Raw genomic sequence first — 16,652 nt, forward strand, 5'->3', positions numbered from 1 at the left:
TTCCCCAGCGTAAACGCATGTGAGTGGCAAAGTGTGCGTCCGCACACATTGCCACTCACCTGGGGATGGTGCCCAGCTCGCGGGCCCGGGCGATTGCGGAGGTCCGGGACTTGACGCCGAGTTTGCCGAAGATGTGGACGAGATGGGACTTCACGGTGGTCTCGGAGAGAAAGAGTTCCTTACCGATATCCCGATTGGACCGTCCGGCAGCCACCAACGTCAGCACCTGGATCTCCCGTGGGCTGAGGCTGGTGGCAGGTCGGCGTACGCGGGTCATCAGTTTCGACGCCACGGCCGGGGAGAGGACGCTGTCGCCGGCCGACGCCGCGCGGACGGCGGCGAGGAGTTCGGGCGGGGGAGTGTCCTTCAGGAGATATCCGGCGGCGCCGGCCGCGACCGCGTCGAGGATGTCGGCGTCCGTGTCGTAGTTGGTGACGACCAGCACGTGCGGTGGGTTCGGCAGTGACCGCAGGTTCCGGGTGGCGTCCACACCCGAGGTACCGGCGCCGAACCGGAGGTCCATGAGCACGAGGTCGACCGGAGTCGTCGCGCACAACGCCACGGCGGCGTCGGCGGTGGCAGCCTCGCCGACCACCTCGATGTCGTCCTCGTGCTCGAGGAGGGCGCGCAGGCCCGCGCGAACGATCGCGTGGTCGTCGGCGAGCAGCAGTCGGATCATGCGCCGACCTCGAGCGGGAACGACACCGCGACCGCGGTCAGTCCGGGTTCCGACTCCACCGACATCGACCCGTCGAGCAGTTCGACGCGTCGGCGAATCGAATTCAGCCCGAACGCTTTCGACGGTTCACGGTCGAGGAGTTCGACATCGAAGCCGACGCCGTCGTCGACCACGTCCAACCGGACCGCGTCCTCGTAGTAGGTGAGCGTGATCGCCATCCGGGATGCGTGTGCGTGCCGGACCACGTTGGACACCGCACCCTGTGCGATCCGCACCAACGCCGCCTCGACGGGCATCGGCAACCGCACCGGCTCCCCCTCGACCACGGCAATGGTGTCGAACGTGTCGCTCCTCGCCTGCGTGCAGATCCGCGCGAGCGCCTCCGCGAGTGACTGCCCGTCGAGGACGGCGGGTGTGAGATCGCCGATGAGCTGACGGGTTTCGGCGAGGCTGTCGGCGGCCGTCTCCCGCGCCAACCGGATGCGGTCCCGGGCGGGGTGGTCGGGGGCGGCACGTTCGACGGCGTGGAGCAGCATCTGAATGCTCGACAGATCCTGCGCGACGGTGTCGTGGATCTCGCGTGCGAGCCGCTCACGTTCGGCCAGGGAGCCGGCGGCACGTTCCTGCTCGGCGAGTTCGGCTCGGGTTCGGGTCAATTCGTCGATGAGGCGATCGCGTTCGACGGCCTCCCGGTACAGCGCCCGGTAGCCGAGGCCGATCGCCACCGCGACGCACGCGCCGATCACCGGGCCGACGACACCCGCGACGCTCCAGCCGCGGTGCATTCCGGTACCCACGACGGCCACGACGGTCGCGGCTGCGACCGCCAGGACTCCCCAGCGTCGCGGCAGCAGATGCAGGTACAGGAAGAACAGCCCGAACGCGAGATAGGCGGCGTCGGGGGCGAGGACCATCAGCGCCACCCACAGAGCCGTCAGCGCGGCGAGCCACCACGCCCCGCGCAGACGACGCGTCGCTCCCGCCGCGTACACCGCGAGAAACGCCACCGACAGCACCACGATCGCCGGTGCCTGTGGTGCGTCCTGAAGGACGGCGCGCAGGATCACGACTGCAGTGAGCGCCGCGATCAGCGCATGCAGTCCCAGTTGGAGACCCGCGAACACGGGCGTGAGAGGGGAACGGTGCACCCCGCCCAGCTTATCGACGCGAGCGCACCCGGCATCCATCGAAAGTCGGAACGCGCACCCGACCTTCGACGACCGAGAATTCCACCCCACGTGCGATGGAACCGTCTCGTGCCCGGGGCACGGTGAGTTCGGAGGCCGTGAGCGCCGCCCCGGCCCGCATCGACTGCGGCGTCGGTCGTGATCTGGAGAGGACCACCTGTGTTCGTCGCATCGAGAGACCTGCGTGCCGCGCGTGGTCGATTCGCGCTGATATCCGTCGTCGTGGTGCTGATCGCGCTGCTCGTCACGTTTCTCAGCGGTCTCACGGCCGGACTGCGTCACCAGAACGTGTCCGTCGTGGAACGCATCGACGCCGAGTCGGTGGTCTTCGCCGCCTCCGACGACGGTCCGTCGTTCGACGAGTCCGTGCTGACGTCCGAGCAAGTGGCCGTGTGGCGGCGGAGCGCCGAGTCGGTGCAGCCGATCGGCGTCGGACGAGGCTCGGCGTCGGCGGTAGGAGGTGCGGCGAAGGGGGTGGCACTGGTCGGCGCGGACGGCGGTGTGGGCGACCGTGCACCGTCCGCGCCGGGAACTGTGATCCTCGGGGCCGGCGCGGCGCGATCCCTCGGCGTCGGCGCCGGCGACCGTCTCACCGTCGGCGACGTCACGTTCGCCGTGACCGCGGTCCGCAGCGACGACTGGTACGGCCACAGCCCGGCCGTGTGGATGACGCTCGCCGACTGGCAGCACGCGAACCCACGTGGGGGTACGGCGACGGTGCTCGCGGTGTCCGGAGGGGACGACGCCGCGAACGCCGTTGCGGGGACGACCTCACGAAGTGTGGCCGACTCCTTCTCCGCCATCGGCTCCTATACCTCCGAGAACGGGTCGCTGACGTTGATGACGGTGATGCTGTTCGCGATCTCCGCACTGGTGATCGGCGCGTTCTTCACGGTCTGGACCCTGCAGCGCACCCCCGATGTCGCGACGTTGAAGGCGCTCGGCGCGTCCACCGGGTCGCTCGTGCGGGACGCGCTCGGGCAGGCGCTCGTCGTCCTGCTCGCCGGCGTGGGTGTCGGTGCCGGGACGGCGGCGGTGGCCGGGTCGATGATCGGCGACGCCGTGCCGTTCGTGCTCGACATCTCCACCACTGTCCTGCCCGCCACCGCCCTCGTCGGGCTGGGCCTCCTCGGCGCCGCGTTCGCGCTCCGCTTCCTGTTCACCACCGACCCCCTCACCGCCCTCGGGAGCACACGATGACCACCCCCGCCCTCACCCTCGACGACGTCACCCTCACCTACCCCGACGGCGCGGGACGCGTCACCGCCCTCGACTCGGTGTCGCTGACCCTCGGCCGGGGTGAGATCGCCGCGATCACCGGTCCGTCCGGTTCCGGAAAGTCGACGCTCCTCGCGGTGGCGTCGACACTGATCCGGCCCGACTCGGGCTCCGTCCGGCTGGGCACCACCGAACTCACCGCGCTGAGCCGGCGGGAGGCGTCCACGCTGCGGCGCGACCGGATCGGCATCGTGTTCCAGCAGTCCAATCTGGTGTCGTCGTTGACGGCCCTCGAACAACTGGAGGTGATGGCGCATCTCGGGCAGCGGATGTTCGTGCCGCGGCGGGCCGGGCGCGCGAAGGCTCGCGACCTGCTCGACGCCGTCGGCCTCGCAGACCACGCCGGGAAGAAGCCCGCGCAGTTGTCGGGTGGGCAGCGGCAGCGGGTCAACCTGGCCCGGGCGCTGATGAACGATCCGTCGCTGCTGGTCGTCGACGAGCCGACCAGCGCGCTCGACCAGGAACGGGGCGCCGCGATCATGGATCTGATCCTCGGTGTCGTGCGAGGGCGCGAGGTCGCGACGCTGCTGGTGACACACGACCACACGCATCTGTGCAGAATGGATGCAGTCCACCGCGTAGTCGACGGCTCTCTCACCCGTGAGCACTTGTTAACCGCGGAAGGTTAATAAGTACGCACAGGTGTGAATAACATGTTTCTTCCAAAGTCAAGGGTTGACGTTTCTCATGTGCGTGAGATTACATCTTAGTGGTAAGCCTTTGAGGGCTTAAGTAAATGCCTCGACCCGACCCTGAGGATGCTCATGACGACGGTATCGCCCGCCATGGCTGCCACAGCTGAGATGATCAGCGCCCGACTCGAACGCCTGCCGATGAGCAGGTGGCACATCAAGGCCCGCGTCATCGTCGGCGCCGTCACGTTCTTCGACGGCTTCGACCAGCTGATGATCGCGTACTCTCTCCCCGTTCTCATCCCCAAGTGGGGTCTGACCCCCGGCGACATCGCCTGGGTGATCGCCATCGGCGGCATCGGCATGCTCGTCGGCGCCCTCGCCGGCGGCTGGTTCGCCGACCGCGTCGGCCGGCTCAACGTCATCATTTTCTCGCTCGCGCTCTACGCCGTGATGAGCCTCGGCATGGCGTTCACCGACAGCCTGATGCTCTTCCTCGTCTTCCGATTCGTGCAGGGTATCGGCCTCGGCGCCGAGGTCCCGGTCGCGGCGAGCTACATCGGCGAGATCACCAAAGCCCACAAGCGCGGACGATTCGTGCTGCTCTACGAGGTGATCTTCCCGATCGGGCTCGTGATGTCGGCGATCGTGTCGGCGTGGGTGGTCCCGAACTACGGCTACAAGATCCTGTTCGCGCTCGGTGCGCTGCCCGTCGTGCTCCTGCCTCTGCTGTGGAAGCTGCCCGAGTCGCCGCGCTGGCTCGCGTCCCGGGGCCGCTTCGAAGACGCACACAATGCCATGACCCGCATCGAGAACGAGATCACCGAGAAGTACGGCAAGACGCTTCCGGCTCCGCAGCCGCTGCCCGCCGTCGCCGTCGATAACCGCCGCGGCACCTTCGCGGAGGCCTTCCGGGGTATCTACCTGCGTCGAACCCTAATGCTCGCGGCGATCTGGGGCTGCGCCTACTTCGTCAACTACGGCATCGCGTCCTGGCTGCCGACGCTGTACCGATCCGCATTCGACGTCAGCGTCGACACCGCCCTGCACTACAGCATCGTCACCAGCGTCGCCGGCCTGATCGGCTGCATTCTCGTCGCGTTCCTCATCGACAACCTCGGACGCCGCATCTGCATCACCGCATCGATGGTCCTGTGCTCGTCGCTGCTGTTCCTGCTCGCCGCCTCCGGCGCCGACACCGCGACGAAGGTCCTGTTCTGGTCGGCCGGATCCGCGCTGTTCGTCTTCGCCGTCAACATGGCGCTCTACGTCTACACCGCGGAGCTGTACCCGACCCGGATGCGAGCCATCGGCTGCGCGATCGGCGGAGCGAGCGGACGCCTCGGCATCATCGTCGGCCCCCTCGCCGTCGGCGCCATCCTCGACGGGGGCGGCACACTCACCGTCGTCTTCGGAATGTTCGCCGCGGTCGCAATGATCGGTGCCCTCGTGGTCGGCTTCTTCGCCGTCGAAACCCGCGAGAAGACCCTCGAGGAGATCTCCCAGTGACCATCCTCGACACCGCACCACAGACACTGCCGTTCGTGCCGGTCGCCGACCGGATCCTCGTCGCCGGACACTGGCGGCAGGCGAACGGCCCCGCGTTCGCGGTCACGGACCCGTCGAACGGCGAAACCCTGCAGGTGATCCACCAGGCCACCGCCAACGACGCCGACGAGGCGGTCCGGAAGGGCCGCGCCGCCGCCGACGACCCGGCGTGGCGCGCGCTGCTCCCGCACCAGCGGGCGAAGTACCTGCACCGCATCGCCGACGCCATCGAGGCGAACACGTCCCGGCTCGCGCTGCTGCAGAGCTACAACACCGGCAAGACGGTCGCCGAGACCACCGCACTCGTCGGCAGCGCGGCCGGCACGTTCCGCTACTTCGCCGCCGTCCTCGAAACTGCGGACGACGACCTCACCACCCCGCGCGGCAACTTCCTCACGATGAGCGTTCTCGAGCCCATCGGCGTGGTCGGCGCCATCGCACCGTGGAACTCGCCGGTGGCCAGCGACGCGCAGAAGATCGCCCCCGCCCTGGCGGCAGGCAACGCCGTCGTCCTCAAGCCCGCCGAGTGGACGCCGCTGGTGTCGCTGGAACTGGCGCGGCTCATCGACGAATCGGGATTGCCGAAGGGCCTGCTGTCGGTGCTGCCGGGCAAGGGCTCGGTGATCGGCGACGCCATCGTCACCCACCCCGGCGTCGGAAAGGTGACGTTCACCGGCGGCACCAACACCGGACGGTCCATCGCCCACGCGGCAGCCGACAAGCTGATGCCCGCGTCGCTCGAACTCGGCGGCAAGTCGCCGACGATCGTGCTGGACGACGCCGACCTCGACGCCGCCATCAACGGCGTGATGTACGGGATCTTCTCGTCCACCGGGCAGAGCTGCATCGCCGGATCCCGGTTGTTCGTCGACCGCCGCATCTACGACGAATTCCTCGAGAAGCTGGTGGCCAAGACGCAGCGACTGCGACTCGGGCCCGGCCGCGACCCCGACACCCAGGTCGGGCCGATGGTCCACCGCAAGCACCGCGACAGCGTCGCCGGATACGTCGACCTCGCTCGCGAAGAGGGCGGACGAGTGCTGTGCGGCGGGGCGATTCCCGACGACGAACGGCTCCGCGACGGCGCGTACTACCTGCCGACGATCATCGACGGGCTCCCCAACAATTCGCGCACCTGCCAGGAGGAGATCTTCGGGCCCGTCCTCGTGGTGCTACCGTTCGACGGCGACGCGGATCTGGTTGCACAGGCCAATGATTCGGTGTTCGGTCTGGCGTCGGGTATCTGGACGGGCGACTACCGCCGTGCCTGGAAACTCGCCCGCCGACTCCAGGCCGGCACCGTGTGGATCAACACCTACAAGCAGTTCAGCATCTCGACGCCGTTCGGTGGCGTCAAGGAGAGCGGGCTCGGGGTGGAGAAGGGGCGCAGCGGTATCGCCGCCTACTCGCGGCAGAAGAGCATCTACTGGGGCCTCGACGAGGAACCCAATCCGTGGGCTGACTGAGCGACCCGCTCGTGGGCTGACTGAGCGACCCGCTCGTGGGCTGACTGAGCGACCCGCTCGTGGGCACATTGAGCGACCCGCGCGTGGGCTGACTGAAGCCTGCTCGCCGAATGTCACACGGGTTCCGTCTGAACCGCTGTCACATCGGCCCACGGGGAAGCTGACGTAGTAGGTCGTCCGGAAAGAAATTCCCGTCAGCTCTGTACGACCTATTACTTTAGCGCTAAGATATTGAGACATAAGCAACTGGAGGCATGCGATGAACCAACCCATAGCCCGGCTGCGGTGCCTGCGCTCCGTCGAACTGCGCACACAGGCCAGCATCGAATCCACCGACTTCTACTCGGAGGTGTGGGGACTGCGCGTGGTCGAGCAGGGCACGGACGGTGCCTGGCTGCGGGGAACCGGTGAGCACCACCACGCGCTGCAACTCACCCAGGCCGAGCGGAACGGCCTCGGCCGCATCACGTTCGCCGTCGCCACGCCGGCCGAGGTCGACGAAGCCGCCCGCCGACTCGAACTCCGCGGCGTCCCGATCGTCAGCGGCCCAGGACCGGTCGACGATCTCGGCGGCGGCTACGGCGTCAGCCTGGTCGACCCCGAGGGCCGCGTCGTCGAACTGCTTGCCGACGCGCTGGCGGTCCCGAAGCTCGGCCGCGAGGACGCCGTCCCGGTGGGTGTCACGCACGTCGTCCTCAACACCGTCGACATCGACGCCGCGGTGACGTTCTACTGCGACGTCCTGGGCATGCGGGTCTCCGACTGGTCCGAGCACCAGATGGCGTTCCTGCGCTGCAACACCGACCATCACAGCATCGCGTTCAACCAGGCCGAGTGGACGTCGGTGAATCACGTCGCCTACGAGATGCCCACCGTCGACCACTTCATGCGCGGCATCGGCCGGCTGCGTCACCACGGCACCGTGCCGCTGTGGGGTCCGGGCAAGCACGGCCCCGGCGACAACACGTTCTCCTACTTCGCCGACCCGGCAGGGCTGGTGTGCGAGTACACGTCCGGCATCGCACAGGTCGACGAGGACCGGTGGCTGTGCAAGGTCTGGCGCCGGGTTCCCGAACTCTCCGACCTGTGGGGCACCGCGGGCCCGCCGTCCAAGCAGGTCCGCGACCACATGGCCGGCATCCCCGACCCCGGAGCGTTCGAGCGGTTCGACCTCGGGCGGGCGTCGTGACGCACGTCGTCGAATCCGGTTCCGGCCCCGCGCTGCTTATGCTGCACGGGATCGGTGGCAGCGCAGACAGTTTCGTGCCACAGTTCGACGAACTGTCGTCGTCGCTGCGACTGCTGGCCTGGGACGCTCCCGGCTACGGCCGCAGCGAAGACCCGGGTCGTCCGTTCGACCTCGACGACTACGCCGACGCCGCCGCCGACGTGATCCGCGACCGTTGCGGTGACGCGGGAGCACACGTCCTGGGAATGTCGTGGGGCGGCGTGATCGCCACCCGGCTGGCGCTGCGCCATCCCGGACTCGTGCGGAGTCTGCTGCTCGGCAGTTCCACCGTCGGCTCGGGAGCGGACGGCGACGCCGCCGGCCGGATGCGCGCCCGGGCCGCGACGCTCGAGCAGGACGGTGCGGAAGTCTTTGCCGCCGAACGGGCCCCGCGGCTGCTGTCCGGAACCGCGGGCGACGAGCTGACCGCGAAGGCCACGGCGATCATGGCGTCGTCGATCCGGCTGCCCGGCTACGGGTACGCCGCCGAGTCGATGGCGGCCACCGATCACACGGCCGATCTGCCGAAGATCGACATCCCCACACTCGTCCTCGGCGGAGACGAGGACAGGGTGACCGGTGTTCCCGCGAGTCAGGTTCTCGCCGGGGGAATTCCGGGCGCCGTGTTCGTCACCATCCGGGGTGCCGGACACCTCGCGAACCAGGAGCGGCCGGAGGCCTTCAACGCCTGGGTCGAATCCTTCATCCACATCACCGAACGCCTACGCAACCACCTCTAGAGAAGGAGCACGACATGACACTCGAATACGGCACCGCCGATCTGAAGGAATTCACCGACTCGCTGATCCTCACCCGTGGCTCCCGCCACGAGGACTGGGACACCCTGGGCTTCCAGGCCAAGGCCGGCGACCAGTTCAAGCGCGCGCAGATCCGCTACGTCGGCTCCGGCGCGACGGGTAACCACGAGAACGACAACCGCACCATCTCCTCGCGCGGATTCACGTTCTCCAACATGCTGCTTCCCCCCGGTGCCGAGGGCCCGGAGCACACCCACCACGACGCCGAGGAAGCCTTCTTCGTCCTCGAGGGTGAGGTGGAGGTCGGCGTCCACCGCGACGGCCAGGTGGAGAAGCGCACCCTCGGCTACCGCGACATGATCGTCGTCCCGGCCGGAGTTCCGCGCAGCCTGAAGAACAACGGCGACACGGACGCTCTGTTCTGCGTCATCATCGGCGCGCAGAAGCCGCAGATCCCGACGTACCCCGAGACGTCGGCCATGCACGGCGTGACGCGGGACTGACCATGAGTCTCGACGGCCGCAGCATTCTCGTCACCGGGGCGGGGCGGGGTCTCGGCCTCGCCCTGGCCCGCCGGCTCGGCGAGGACGGCGCCACCCTGTGGCTCGCCGACATCCGCGAGGACTGGGGCGAGGACGCGGCGGCAAGCCTGCGCGCCGACGGCGTCAAGGCGCAGTTCGTCCGGGTCGATCTCCGCGACGCGGAGTCCGTCGACGCGATGGCGGCCACCGTCACCGCCGGCGGCCCGCTGTACGGCCTCGTCAACAATGCGGCCCTCGCGGACGGCGTGGGCGGCAAACCAATTCATGAACTCGACATCGACGAGTGGGACCGGGTGCTGGGCGTCAACCTGCGCGGCACGTTCCTCGTGAGCAGGGCGATCGTTCCCTCCATCATCGGGAACGGAGGCGGACGAGTCGTCACCATCGGCTCCGACGCCGCCCTGTACGGTTCGCCGCGCCTGGCGCACTACATCGCCTCCAAGGGCGGGGTGGCCGCGCTGACCCGCGCCATGTCCCGCGACCTCGGCCCGCACGGCATCACCGTCAACACCGTCTCGCCCGGTCTGACCGAAAGCGAATCGGCGCAGAAGGTTCCGGAGCACCGGCACGAGCTGTACCGCCTCAATCGCGCACTCGAGCGGCCACAGCAGCCGTCGGATCTCGTCGGCGCCGTCGCGTTCCTGATGGGACCCGAGGCCTCGTACATCACCGGCCAGCAACTCGTCGTCAACGGCGGATTCGTCCTGCACTAGAGAAGGGGACCACGTCGTGGACCTGCAACTGAAAGACCGCACCCACCTGGTGACCGGCGGAAGCTCGGGAGTCGGGCTCGCCACCGTCGCGATGCTGCTCGAGGAGGGTGCCAACGTCGTCACCTGCGCGCGCGACCGCGACCGGCTCGACTCCGTCATCGCCCCGCTGCCCGGCAGCGACCGCGTCCTCACCGCGTCCTGCGACGTCCGGGACCCGGCCGCGGTCGCAGCCTTGATCGACGCCGGTGTCGCCCGATTCGGCGGCCTCGACGGTCTGGTCAACAACGCAGGCAAGTCCCGCATGGTCCCGCGCGGCGAGGCGACCCTCGACGACTGGCGCGACGAACTCGACCTCAAGTTCTCCAGCGTCCTCAACACCGTCGAGGCAGCCCTGCCACTGCTGCGCAAGTCCGGCGCCGCGTCCATCGTCAACATCTCGGCGGTGCTCGCACGTCAGCCCGAGCCGCGGCTGGTCACCACCAGCGCCGCCCGGGCCGGGCTGCTGAACCTCAGCAAGTCGCTGTCTCTCGAACTCGCCGCCGACGGCATCCGCGTCAACTCGGTGTCGCTCGGACTGGTCGACACCGGCCAGTGGCGGCGCCGTTACGAGGAATCCGGCACCGACGCCACATTCGCCGAATGGGAGGCGGAGATCGCCCAGGACCGCGGCATCGGCCTCGGCCGGTTCGGCCGCGCCGACGAGGTGGCCACCATGATCGTGACCCTGCTGTCCCCCCGCTCGTCCTACGTGACGGGCACCAGCCTCGACGTCTGCGGAGGCGTCGCGCGCTATGTCTGAGAGGAACACCATGTCTGTGGGTAATGGGGGCGACCTGCTCGTCCAGGTGCTGCGCGAGGCCGGTGTCGACACCGTCTTCGGCATCGTGAGCGTCCACAACCAGCCCCTGGTGCAGGCGGTCAGCACGCACCTGCGGTTCGTGCCGGTCCGGCACGAGGCCACCGCGGTCAGCGCGGCGGACGGGTACGCCCGGGCCACCGGCGGACTCGGCTGCGCTCTCACGAGCACCGGCACCGGTGCCGGCAACGCGGCCGGCTCGCTGATCGAATCGCTCAGTGCCGGAACGTCGGTGCTGCACGTGACGGGCAACGTCGAGAGCCGGTACCTCGGCTCCGGTCGCGGATTCATCCACGAGACCAAGGATCAGCTGGGGATGCTGACGGCGACGTCGAAGCACGCCGCCACCATCCTCGACACCGACAGCGCCGGAAAGGTGTTGCGGGAAGGCGTCGCCGCCGCCCTCGCCGCGCCCGGCGGCCCGTCGAGCATCGAATGGCCGATCGACCTCCAGTACGCGGAGCACGTCATCGACGTCGTCGAGCCGGTGTCGGAGTCGCCGCGCACGCCGGACGTCGACGAATTGGCCGTCGCCTTCGCGCTGCTGCAGTCGGCGGAACACCCGGTGATCTGGGCGGGCGGCGGCGTCGCCACGTCCGGTGCCGAGCTGACCGAACTGGTGGAGCAGTGGGGAGTCCCGTTGCTCACCAGCAACTCCGGGCGCGGCGCCGTGCCCGAGGACCATCCGCTGTGCATCGGCAACTACGGCAACACCCCCGCGGGGCGCGAGCTCCTCCGGGACGCCGACCTGCTGCTGTCGCTGGGCACCCACTTCCGGTCCAACGAGACCGGCGACTACTCCATGCCCGTCCCCGCCGTGCACGTGCAGGTGGACATCGATGCGGCCGCGGTCGGACGCGTCTACCCGGCGCAGGCCGGGGTCACCGCCGACATCGCCACGTTCCTCCGGCAGCTGTCGGGCCTGGCGCCCGTCGACGCCGCCTGGACCGAACGTGCCCGCGCCACCCGCGAACTCGTCCGCAGCAAGCAGCGCGCCGGACTCGGCGATCACGCCGTGCTGTGCGACGCCGTGCGCGCCGCGTTCCCGCAGGATTCCGTGATCGCCCGCGACGTCACCATCGCGTCGAGTTCCTGGGGCAACCGGCTGCTGCCGATGTTCGACCCCAAGTCCAACGTCTTCCCCCGCGGCGGTGGCATCGGGCAGGGCCTGGGCATGGCCATCGGTTCCGCACTGGCCGACGAGACCCGGCCCACCCTGGCCCTCGTCGGCGACGGCGGCCTGGCCGTCCACTTCGGCGAGATCCTGACCATGGCGCAGGAGAAGCCGTGGCTGGTGCTGCTCGTGTTCAACGACGGCGGCTACGGTGTGCTGCGCAACATGCAGAAGGGCGGCGGCGAAGACACCTACGCCGTCGACCTCGTCACCCCCGACTTCCGGTTGCTGGCACAGTCCATCGGCGTGCCGTACCTGCGGATCGGTGGCGCCGCCGAGGCCCACGAGGTGCTCGCCGACGCCGTGTCGCGGCAGGCGCCGGTGATCGTCGAGGTCGATCTCGCCGCCTATGGCGACATGCCGGCACCGTTCACGCCGCCCGTCACGGTCCCCGGAAAGGCTGCACAGTGACCACGGTCGCCGTCTGCGGCGGCGGCATCGGCGGACTCGCCACGGCGATCGCCCTCCGCAAGTTCGGTCTCGACGTCACGGTCTACGAGCAGACGAGGCAGTTCGCCCGCGTCGGCGCCGACATCAACCTCACCCCCAACGCGGTCCGGGCTCTCGACGGACTCGGCATCGGCCCGGCGATCCGCGAATCGGCCGCCCGGCCGCAGTTCCGGATCAGCCGCACGTGGGACACCGGAGCCGAAACGTCCCGGCTGCCGATGGGGGACAGCGCGGAACAGCAGTACGGCGCACCGCAGTTGACCATGCACCGGGGCGACCTCATGACCGCGCTCGAGAACCGGCTGCCGTCGGGTGTCGTCGAAATGGGTCGCCGGGTCAGCGGCGTCGCCGATGGCCGCATCGAGTTCACCGACGGCAGTACGGCTTCCGCCGACGTGATCGTCGGCGCCGACGGCATTCACTCCGCGGTCCGGACCGCTCTCCTCGGGCGGGAACAGCCGACGTTCACCGGGGTCGTGGCGTTCCGCGCCGTCATCCCCACCGAACGCGTCGGCGAACTGCCGAACCTCGACTGCTTCACCAAGTGGTGGGGGCCGAATCCGTCGACGCAGATCGTGACGTTCCCCCTCAACCAGGGCAAGGACATCTTCGTCTTCGCCACCTGCGGTCAGGAGGAGTGGACCGAGGAATCGTGGACCACACCCGGTTCCGTCACCGAACTGCGTGAGCTGTACCGCGACTTCCACCCCGAGGCACGAGCCCTGCTCGACGCCTGCGACGACGTCCTGAAATCGGCTCTTTACGTTCGTGACCCGCTGGCATCGTGGACCGACGGGCGCGCCGTGCTCCTCGGCGACGCGGCACATCCGATGATGCCGTTCATGGCGCAGGGCGCCGGCATGGCCATCGAAGACGCCGTCGTCCTGTCCCGCTGCCTGAGCCTGTTCGACGACCCCGCGGACGCGCTGCAGACCTACCAGGAGACGCGACTGCAGCGGACCTCGCGCATCCAGCGCGGCTCCCGGTCCAACGAGTGGCTGAAGGTCGCAGGAAACGGCGACTGGGTCTACGAATACGACGCCTGGCACGTGCCGCTGGAGTTGGCCGCGGCCCGAACGGACGCGTGAATGGAACCTGTCGACCGACATCCGCTGTCGAGGCGGCGGGCGCTGGCCCTGCTGGGTTCCGCCGCCACTGCCGTCGCCGCGACGAGCTGCGCGTCCCACACCTCGGACGCGCAGCCGAGTGGTGTGACGCCACCGGACGCCTACGAGTTGTCCGGTGACGTCGACGGCTACGCAACCACGCTGATCCTGCTCGGCACGGCGGCCGGACCCATCGCCGTGCCGGGGCGGAGCGGCACGTCCAGTGTGCTCGTCGTCGGCGACCGACCGTATCTGATCGACGCGGGTCCGTGGTCGAGCCGAAAGCTGATCCAGGCCGGTATCGCCGCGGATTCGCTCGGTGGCGTCTTCGTCACGCACATGCACAGCGATCACATCGCCGATCTGTTCAACGTCTTCTGGCTGCCGGGCGGGACTCCGTCCTACACATTCCGCGACGTGGTGCCGGTGTACGGCCCGGGCTCGGCGGGCAGACTGTCGGCACCGCGTGACGGCCAGACTATTCCGATCCAGAGTCCGGCGTCGCCGGCACCCGGACTCACCGATCTGTTCGCGGGCGTACTCGGCGCATTCGCCTACGACATCAACATTCGCAACGTCGAAAAGGGCGCCGACTCCGATTACGGGCAGCGGCTGTCGCTGCACGATGTACTGCCACCGGAGTCGGCGGGTGCGTCCGCCGACAACACGGCGCCGGAGATGGAGCCGTTCCCGGTGTTCGAAGACGACCGGGTCCGGGTCACCGCGACACTGGTTCCGCACGGCCCGGTCTACCCCTCGCTGGCCTACCGGTTCGACACGGAGGACGGTGCGGTCACATTCTCCGGCGACACCGCGAAGTCGCCGAACGTGGTTCGACTCGCCCGGGGATCCGACATCCTCGTCCACGAGGTGATCGACGTCGACTTCTACGCTCCGACTTCGGGTTCCGCACTGGTCGAGCACATGATCCAGGCGCACACCACCGCGCAGGACGTCGGGCGCGTCGCCACCGATGCGGATGTCCGCCAGGTGGTGCTGTCCCACATCGGACCGGGCGACCCCCGGCAGGTCACCGACGACCAGTGGGAACGAGGCGTGAAGTCCACGTTCGCCGGCACCGTGACCGTCGGGCACGACCTCGTCCGGATCGGCGTCGGGCAACGCCGGTAGCGCCATCGCGTACCCGCAGGATCTTGCGCGCCGCCGCTGTCCCGAGAAGGCTTGTCCTCACGACACCGTGACGTGATCGGAGCCAGGGATGGACACCACGATTACCGAGATCGCTCCCGACATCTACCGGCTGTCCACGTATCTGGACGAGCCCAACCTGATCATGAACCAGTTCCTCGTCGACGGTGAGGAACCGCTGCTGTTCCACACCGGTCAGCGTGCGCTGTTCCCGTCCGTGTCCGCGGCGGTCGGTCGGCTGATTCCTCTCGACAGACTGCGGTGGATCACGTTCGGGCACGTCGAGGCCGACGAGTGCGGTGCGATGAACTCGTGGCTGGCGGCCGCGCCGAACGCCGAGGTCGCGCACGGGGCGATGGGTTGCTTCGTGCAGGTCAACGACCTCGCCGATCGCACGCCGCGTCCGCTGCAGTACGGCGACGTGCTGGAGACGGGCACCCGGCGGGTCCGTCACCTCGACACCCCGCACGTTCCCCACGGGTGGGACGCCGGCCTGATGTTCGAGGAGACGACGCAGACGCTGTTCAGCGGCGACCTGTTCACCGCATTCGGGCATCATCCGCCTGCCACCGAGGAGGAGATCGTCGGCCCGGCCATCGCGGCCGAGGACATGGGGAACGCGACGTGCCTGTCACCGGCGCTCGGGCCCACGATCCGGGGACTCGCCGATCTGGAACCCCTGCTGCTGGCGCCGATGCATGCGCCGGTGTTCACCGGTGACTGCGTGCAGAGTCTGCACGACCTCGCACAGGCGTACGAGGAGCGGCTCGCGGCCGAGACCGTGCGGTACCGCGAAGCGGAGTAGCTCGGCCTGTGTTCGACAGATTTCCCCTCAACTGTGGCGCACAATACATCTTAGTGCTAAATTATTGAGCACTAAGGAACTATGCCTTCGGTTGAGCCTGGGAGTGAGCGATGACAACAGACGCAGACACCGTCCCCATGATGGTGCGTCAGATGCGGGTCGAGTCCGCGGGCGTGGTCTCGCTTCGCCTCGAACGACAGGACGGCGGCGCGGTCGACCAGTGGACGCCCGGCGCCCACCTGGATCTGCACCTGAACCGCGGGACCGTCCGCCAGTACTCCCTCTGCGGAGACCCGGACGACAAGACCGGGTACCGCGTCGCGATCCTCCACGAGGTGACCGGCCGAGGCGGCTCCCGGCACGTCCACGAGACGCTGCGGCCCGGCGACAGCCTGTCGGTGAGCGCGCCCCGCAACAACTTCGAACTGCTGCCGTCGAAGCGCTACGTCTTCATCGCCGGCGGCATCGGCATCACGCCGATCCTCGCGATGGTCGGTGAAGCCGAGCGCATGGGCGCCGACTGGGAACTGCACTACGGCGGCCGCGCCCGCGCGTCGATGGCGTTCCTCGACGAACTGTCCGCATACGGCGACCGCGTGCACGTCGTCACCGAGGAGACCGACGGCGTCCTCGACCTCCCCGCCGTCCTCGGCACCGCCCGCGAGGAGACCCTGGTCTACGCGTGCGGTCCCGAGGGTCTGCTCGGCGCGGTCGAGAGGTTCGCCGGTTCCTGGCCGGACGGCGCCATCCGGCTTGAGCGGTTCAAGGCGAAGGAGATTCCCGCCGACACGCTCGCCGGTGACCGTCCCGTCCGCGTCGTCTGCGAACGGTCCGGCATCTCCGCCACCGTCGCCCCCGACCGGACCATCCTCGACACCCTCGAGGATGCCGGAGTGGACGTCCCCAACTCGTGCCGCGAAGGCATCTGCGGAACCTGCGAGACCCGCGTCCTCGCCGGCACCCCCGACCACCGCGACTCCCTGCTCTCCAGCTCCGAGCAGGAGTCCGGCACCACCATCATGATCTGCGTTTCCCGCGCCCGCTCCGACGAGCTCGTGCTGGACCTCTAGAAGGGAAGAAC

16 protein-coding genes are annotated in these 16,652 nt (G+C 68.8%); 14 read left to right on the forward strand and 2 right to left on the reverse strand.

Annotation, left to right across the window (positions count from 1 at the left end; translation table 11 throughout):
• Nucleotides 1-55: 55 nt before the first annotated feature.
• Nucleotides 56-679: a response regulator transcription factor gene (locus FND50_RS02100; protein WP_144284597.1), complete on the reverse strand. Its 624-nt coding sequence runs from the start codon at nt 677-679 to the stop codon at nt 56-58.
• Nucleotides 676-1,866 carry a sensor histidine kinase gene (locus FND50_RS02105; RefSeq protein WP_144284598.1) on the reverse strand — a complete coding sequence of 397 codons (1,191 nt, stop codon included), beginning with the start codon at nt 1,864-1,866 and terminating at the stop codon, nt 676-678. The genes FND50_RS02100 and FND50_RS02105 overlap by 4 nt, the downstream gene beginning before the upstream one ends.
• Before the next feature lie 159 nt (nt 1,867-2,025).
• Here FND50_RS02105 and FND50_RS02110 point away from each other — a divergent pair, with 159 nt between their 5' ends.
• From FND50_RS02110 to FND50_RS02175, 14 genes are all read left to right on the forward strand, one after another.
• A complete protein-coding gene (locus FND50_RS02110; RefSeq protein ID WP_144284599.1) occupies nt 2,026-3,066 on the forward strand; it encodes an ABC transporter permease in 1,041 nt (346 codons plus the stop codon).
• Entirely contained in the window at nt 3,063-3,773 is a 711-nt protein-coding gene (locus tag FND50_RS02115; protein ID WP_144284600.1) for an ABC transporter ATP-binding protein, read from the forward strand. Before FND50_RS02110 ends, FND50_RS02115 begins: the two co-directional genes overlap by 4 nt.
• Nucleotides 3,774-3,902: 129 nt before the next feature.
• Entirely contained in the window at nt 3,903-5,285 is a 1,383-nt protein-coding gene (locus tag FND50_RS02120) for an MFS transporter (protein ID WP_144284601.1), read from the forward strand.
• Nucleotides 5,282-6,790 (forward strand): aldehyde dehydrogenase, encoded by a 1,509-nt coding sequence (locus FND50_RS02125; RefSeq protein ID WP_144284602.1) that lies wholly within the window; start codon nt 5,282-5,284, stop codon nt 6,788-6,790. The genes FND50_RS02120 and FND50_RS02125 overlap by 4 nt, the downstream gene beginning before the upstream one ends.
• 259 nt (nt 6,791-7,049) lie before the next feature.
• The gene (locus FND50_RS02130) at nt 7,050-7,979 is read left to right on the forward strand and encodes a VOC family protein (protein WP_005254764.1); all 930 of its coding nucleotides are present in this window, start codon (nt 7,050-7,052) and stop codon (nt 7,977-7,979) included.
• Entirely contained in the window at nt 7,976-8,758 is a 783-nt protein-coding gene (locus FND50_RS02135) for an alpha/beta fold hydrolase (protein WP_144284603.1), read from the forward strand. Before FND50_RS02130 ends, FND50_RS02135 begins: the two co-directional genes overlap by 4 nt.
• 14 nt (nt 8,759-8,772) lie before the next feature.
• Nucleotides 8,773-9,279 (forward strand): cupin domain-containing protein, encoded by a 507-nt coding sequence (locus tag FND50_RS02140; protein ID WP_144284604.1) that lies wholly within the window; start codon nt 8,773-8,775, stop codon nt 9,277-9,279.
• Nucleotides 9,280-9,281: 2 nt separating this feature from the next.
• Nucleotides 9,282-10,031: a 3-oxoacyl-ACP reductase family protein gene (locus tag FND50_RS02145; protein WP_005254761.1), complete on the forward strand. Its 750-nt coding sequence runs from the start codon at nt 9,282-9,284 to the stop codon at nt 10,029-10,031.
• Nucleotides 10,032-10,047: 16 nt separating this feature from the next.
• Nucleotides 10,048-10,830 carry an SDR family oxidoreductase gene (locus tag FND50_RS02150; protein ID WP_144284605.1) on the forward strand — a complete coding sequence of 261 codons (783 nt, stop codon included), beginning with the start codon at nt 10,048-10,050 and terminating at the stop codon, nt 10,828-10,830.
• Nucleotides 10,823-12,472, forward strand: a complete 1,650-nt coding sequence (locus FND50_RS02155) for a thiamine pyrophosphate-binding protein (RefSeq protein ID WP_144284606.1) — start codon at nt 10,823-10,825, stop codon at nt 12,470-12,472. Before FND50_RS02150 ends, FND50_RS02155 begins: the two co-directional genes overlap by 8 nt.
• Complete coding sequence (locus tag FND50_RS02160) at nt 12,469-13,599, forward strand: FAD-dependent monooxygenase (RefSeq protein WP_144284607.1); 1,131 nt, start codon at nt 12,469-12,471, stop codon at nt 13,597-13,599. The genes FND50_RS02155 and FND50_RS02160 overlap by 4 nt, the downstream gene beginning before the upstream one ends.
• The gene (locus tag FND50_RS02165; RefSeq protein ID WP_144284608.1) at nt 13,600-14,748 is read left to right on the forward strand and encodes an MBL fold metallo-hydrolase; all 1,149 of its coding nucleotides are present in this window, start codon (nt 13,600-13,602) and stop codon (nt 14,746-14,748) included.
• A gap of 88 nt (nt 14,749-14,836) precedes the next feature.
• Nucleotides 14,837-15,571 (forward strand): MBL fold metallo-hydrolase, encoded by a 735-nt coding sequence (locus FND50_RS02170; protein ID WP_144284609.1) that lies wholly within the window; start codon nt 14,837-14,839, stop codon nt 15,569-15,571.
• 110 nt (nt 15,572-15,681) lie between these two features.
• Nucleotides 15,682-16,641, forward strand: a complete 960-nt coding sequence (locus FND50_RS02175; RefSeq protein WP_186301221.1) for a PDR/VanB family oxidoreductase — start codon at nt 15,682-15,684, stop codon at nt 16,639-16,641.
• Nucleotides 16,642-16,652: the final 11 nt, after the last annotated feature.

Origin of the sequence: Rhodococcus sp. WB9, assembly GCF_007558985.1 — a bacterium.
In the GTDB taxonomy this organism is placed as follows: Bacteria; Actinomycetota; Actinomycetes; order Mycobacteriales; family Mycobacteriaceae; genus Rhodococcus_F; species Rhodococcus_F opacus.

What these genes read in the sequence shown, in the direction of transcription:
- FND50_RS02100 (WP_144284597.1), bottom strand. Translation starts at nt 679, where the DNA reads ATGATCCGACTGCTGCTCGCCGACGACCACGCGATCGTTCGCGCGGGC.
- FND50_RS02165 (WP_144284608.1), top strand. Translation starts at nt 13,600, where the DNA reads ATGGAACCTGTCGACCGACATCCGCTGTCGAGGCGGCGGGCGCTGGCC.
- FND50_RS02175 (WP_186301221.1), top strand. Translation starts at nt 15,682, where the DNA reads ATGACAACAGACGCAGACACCGTCCCCATGATGGTGCGTCAGATGCGG.
- FND50_RS02155 (WP_144284606.1), top strand. Translation starts at nt 10,823, where the DNA reads ATGTCTGAGAGGAACACCATGTCTGTGGGTAATGGGGGCGACCTGCTC.
- FND50_RS02105 (WP_144284598.1), bottom strand. Translation starts at nt 1,866, where the DNA reads ATGGATGCCGGGTGCGCTCGCGTCGATAAGCTGGGCGGGGTGCACCGT.
- FND50_RS02145 (WP_005254761.1), top strand. Translation starts at nt 9,282, where the DNA reads ATGAGTCTCGACGGCCGCAGCATTCTCGTCACCGGGGCGGGGCGGGGT.
- FND50_RS02140 (WP_144284604.1), top strand. Translation starts at nt 8,773, where the DNA reads ATGACACTCGAATACGGCACCGCCGATCTGAAGGAATTCACCGACTCG.
- FND50_RS02130 (WP_005254764.1), top strand. Translation starts at nt 7,050, where the DNA reads ATGAACCAACCCATAGCCCGGCTGCGGTGCCTGCGCTCCGTCGAACTG.
- FND50_RS02115 (WP_144284600.1), top strand. Translation starts at nt 3,063, where the DNA reads ATGACCACCCCCGCCCTCACCCTCGACGACGTCACCCTCACCTACCCC.
- FND50_RS02170 (WP_144284609.1), top strand. Translation starts at nt 14,837, where the DNA reads ATGGACACCACGATTACCGAGATCGCTCCCGACATCTACCGGCTGTCC.
- FND50_RS02120 (WP_144284601.1), top strand. Translation starts at nt 3,903, where the DNA reads ATGCTCATGACGACGGTATCGCCCGCCATGGCTGCCACAGCTGAGATG.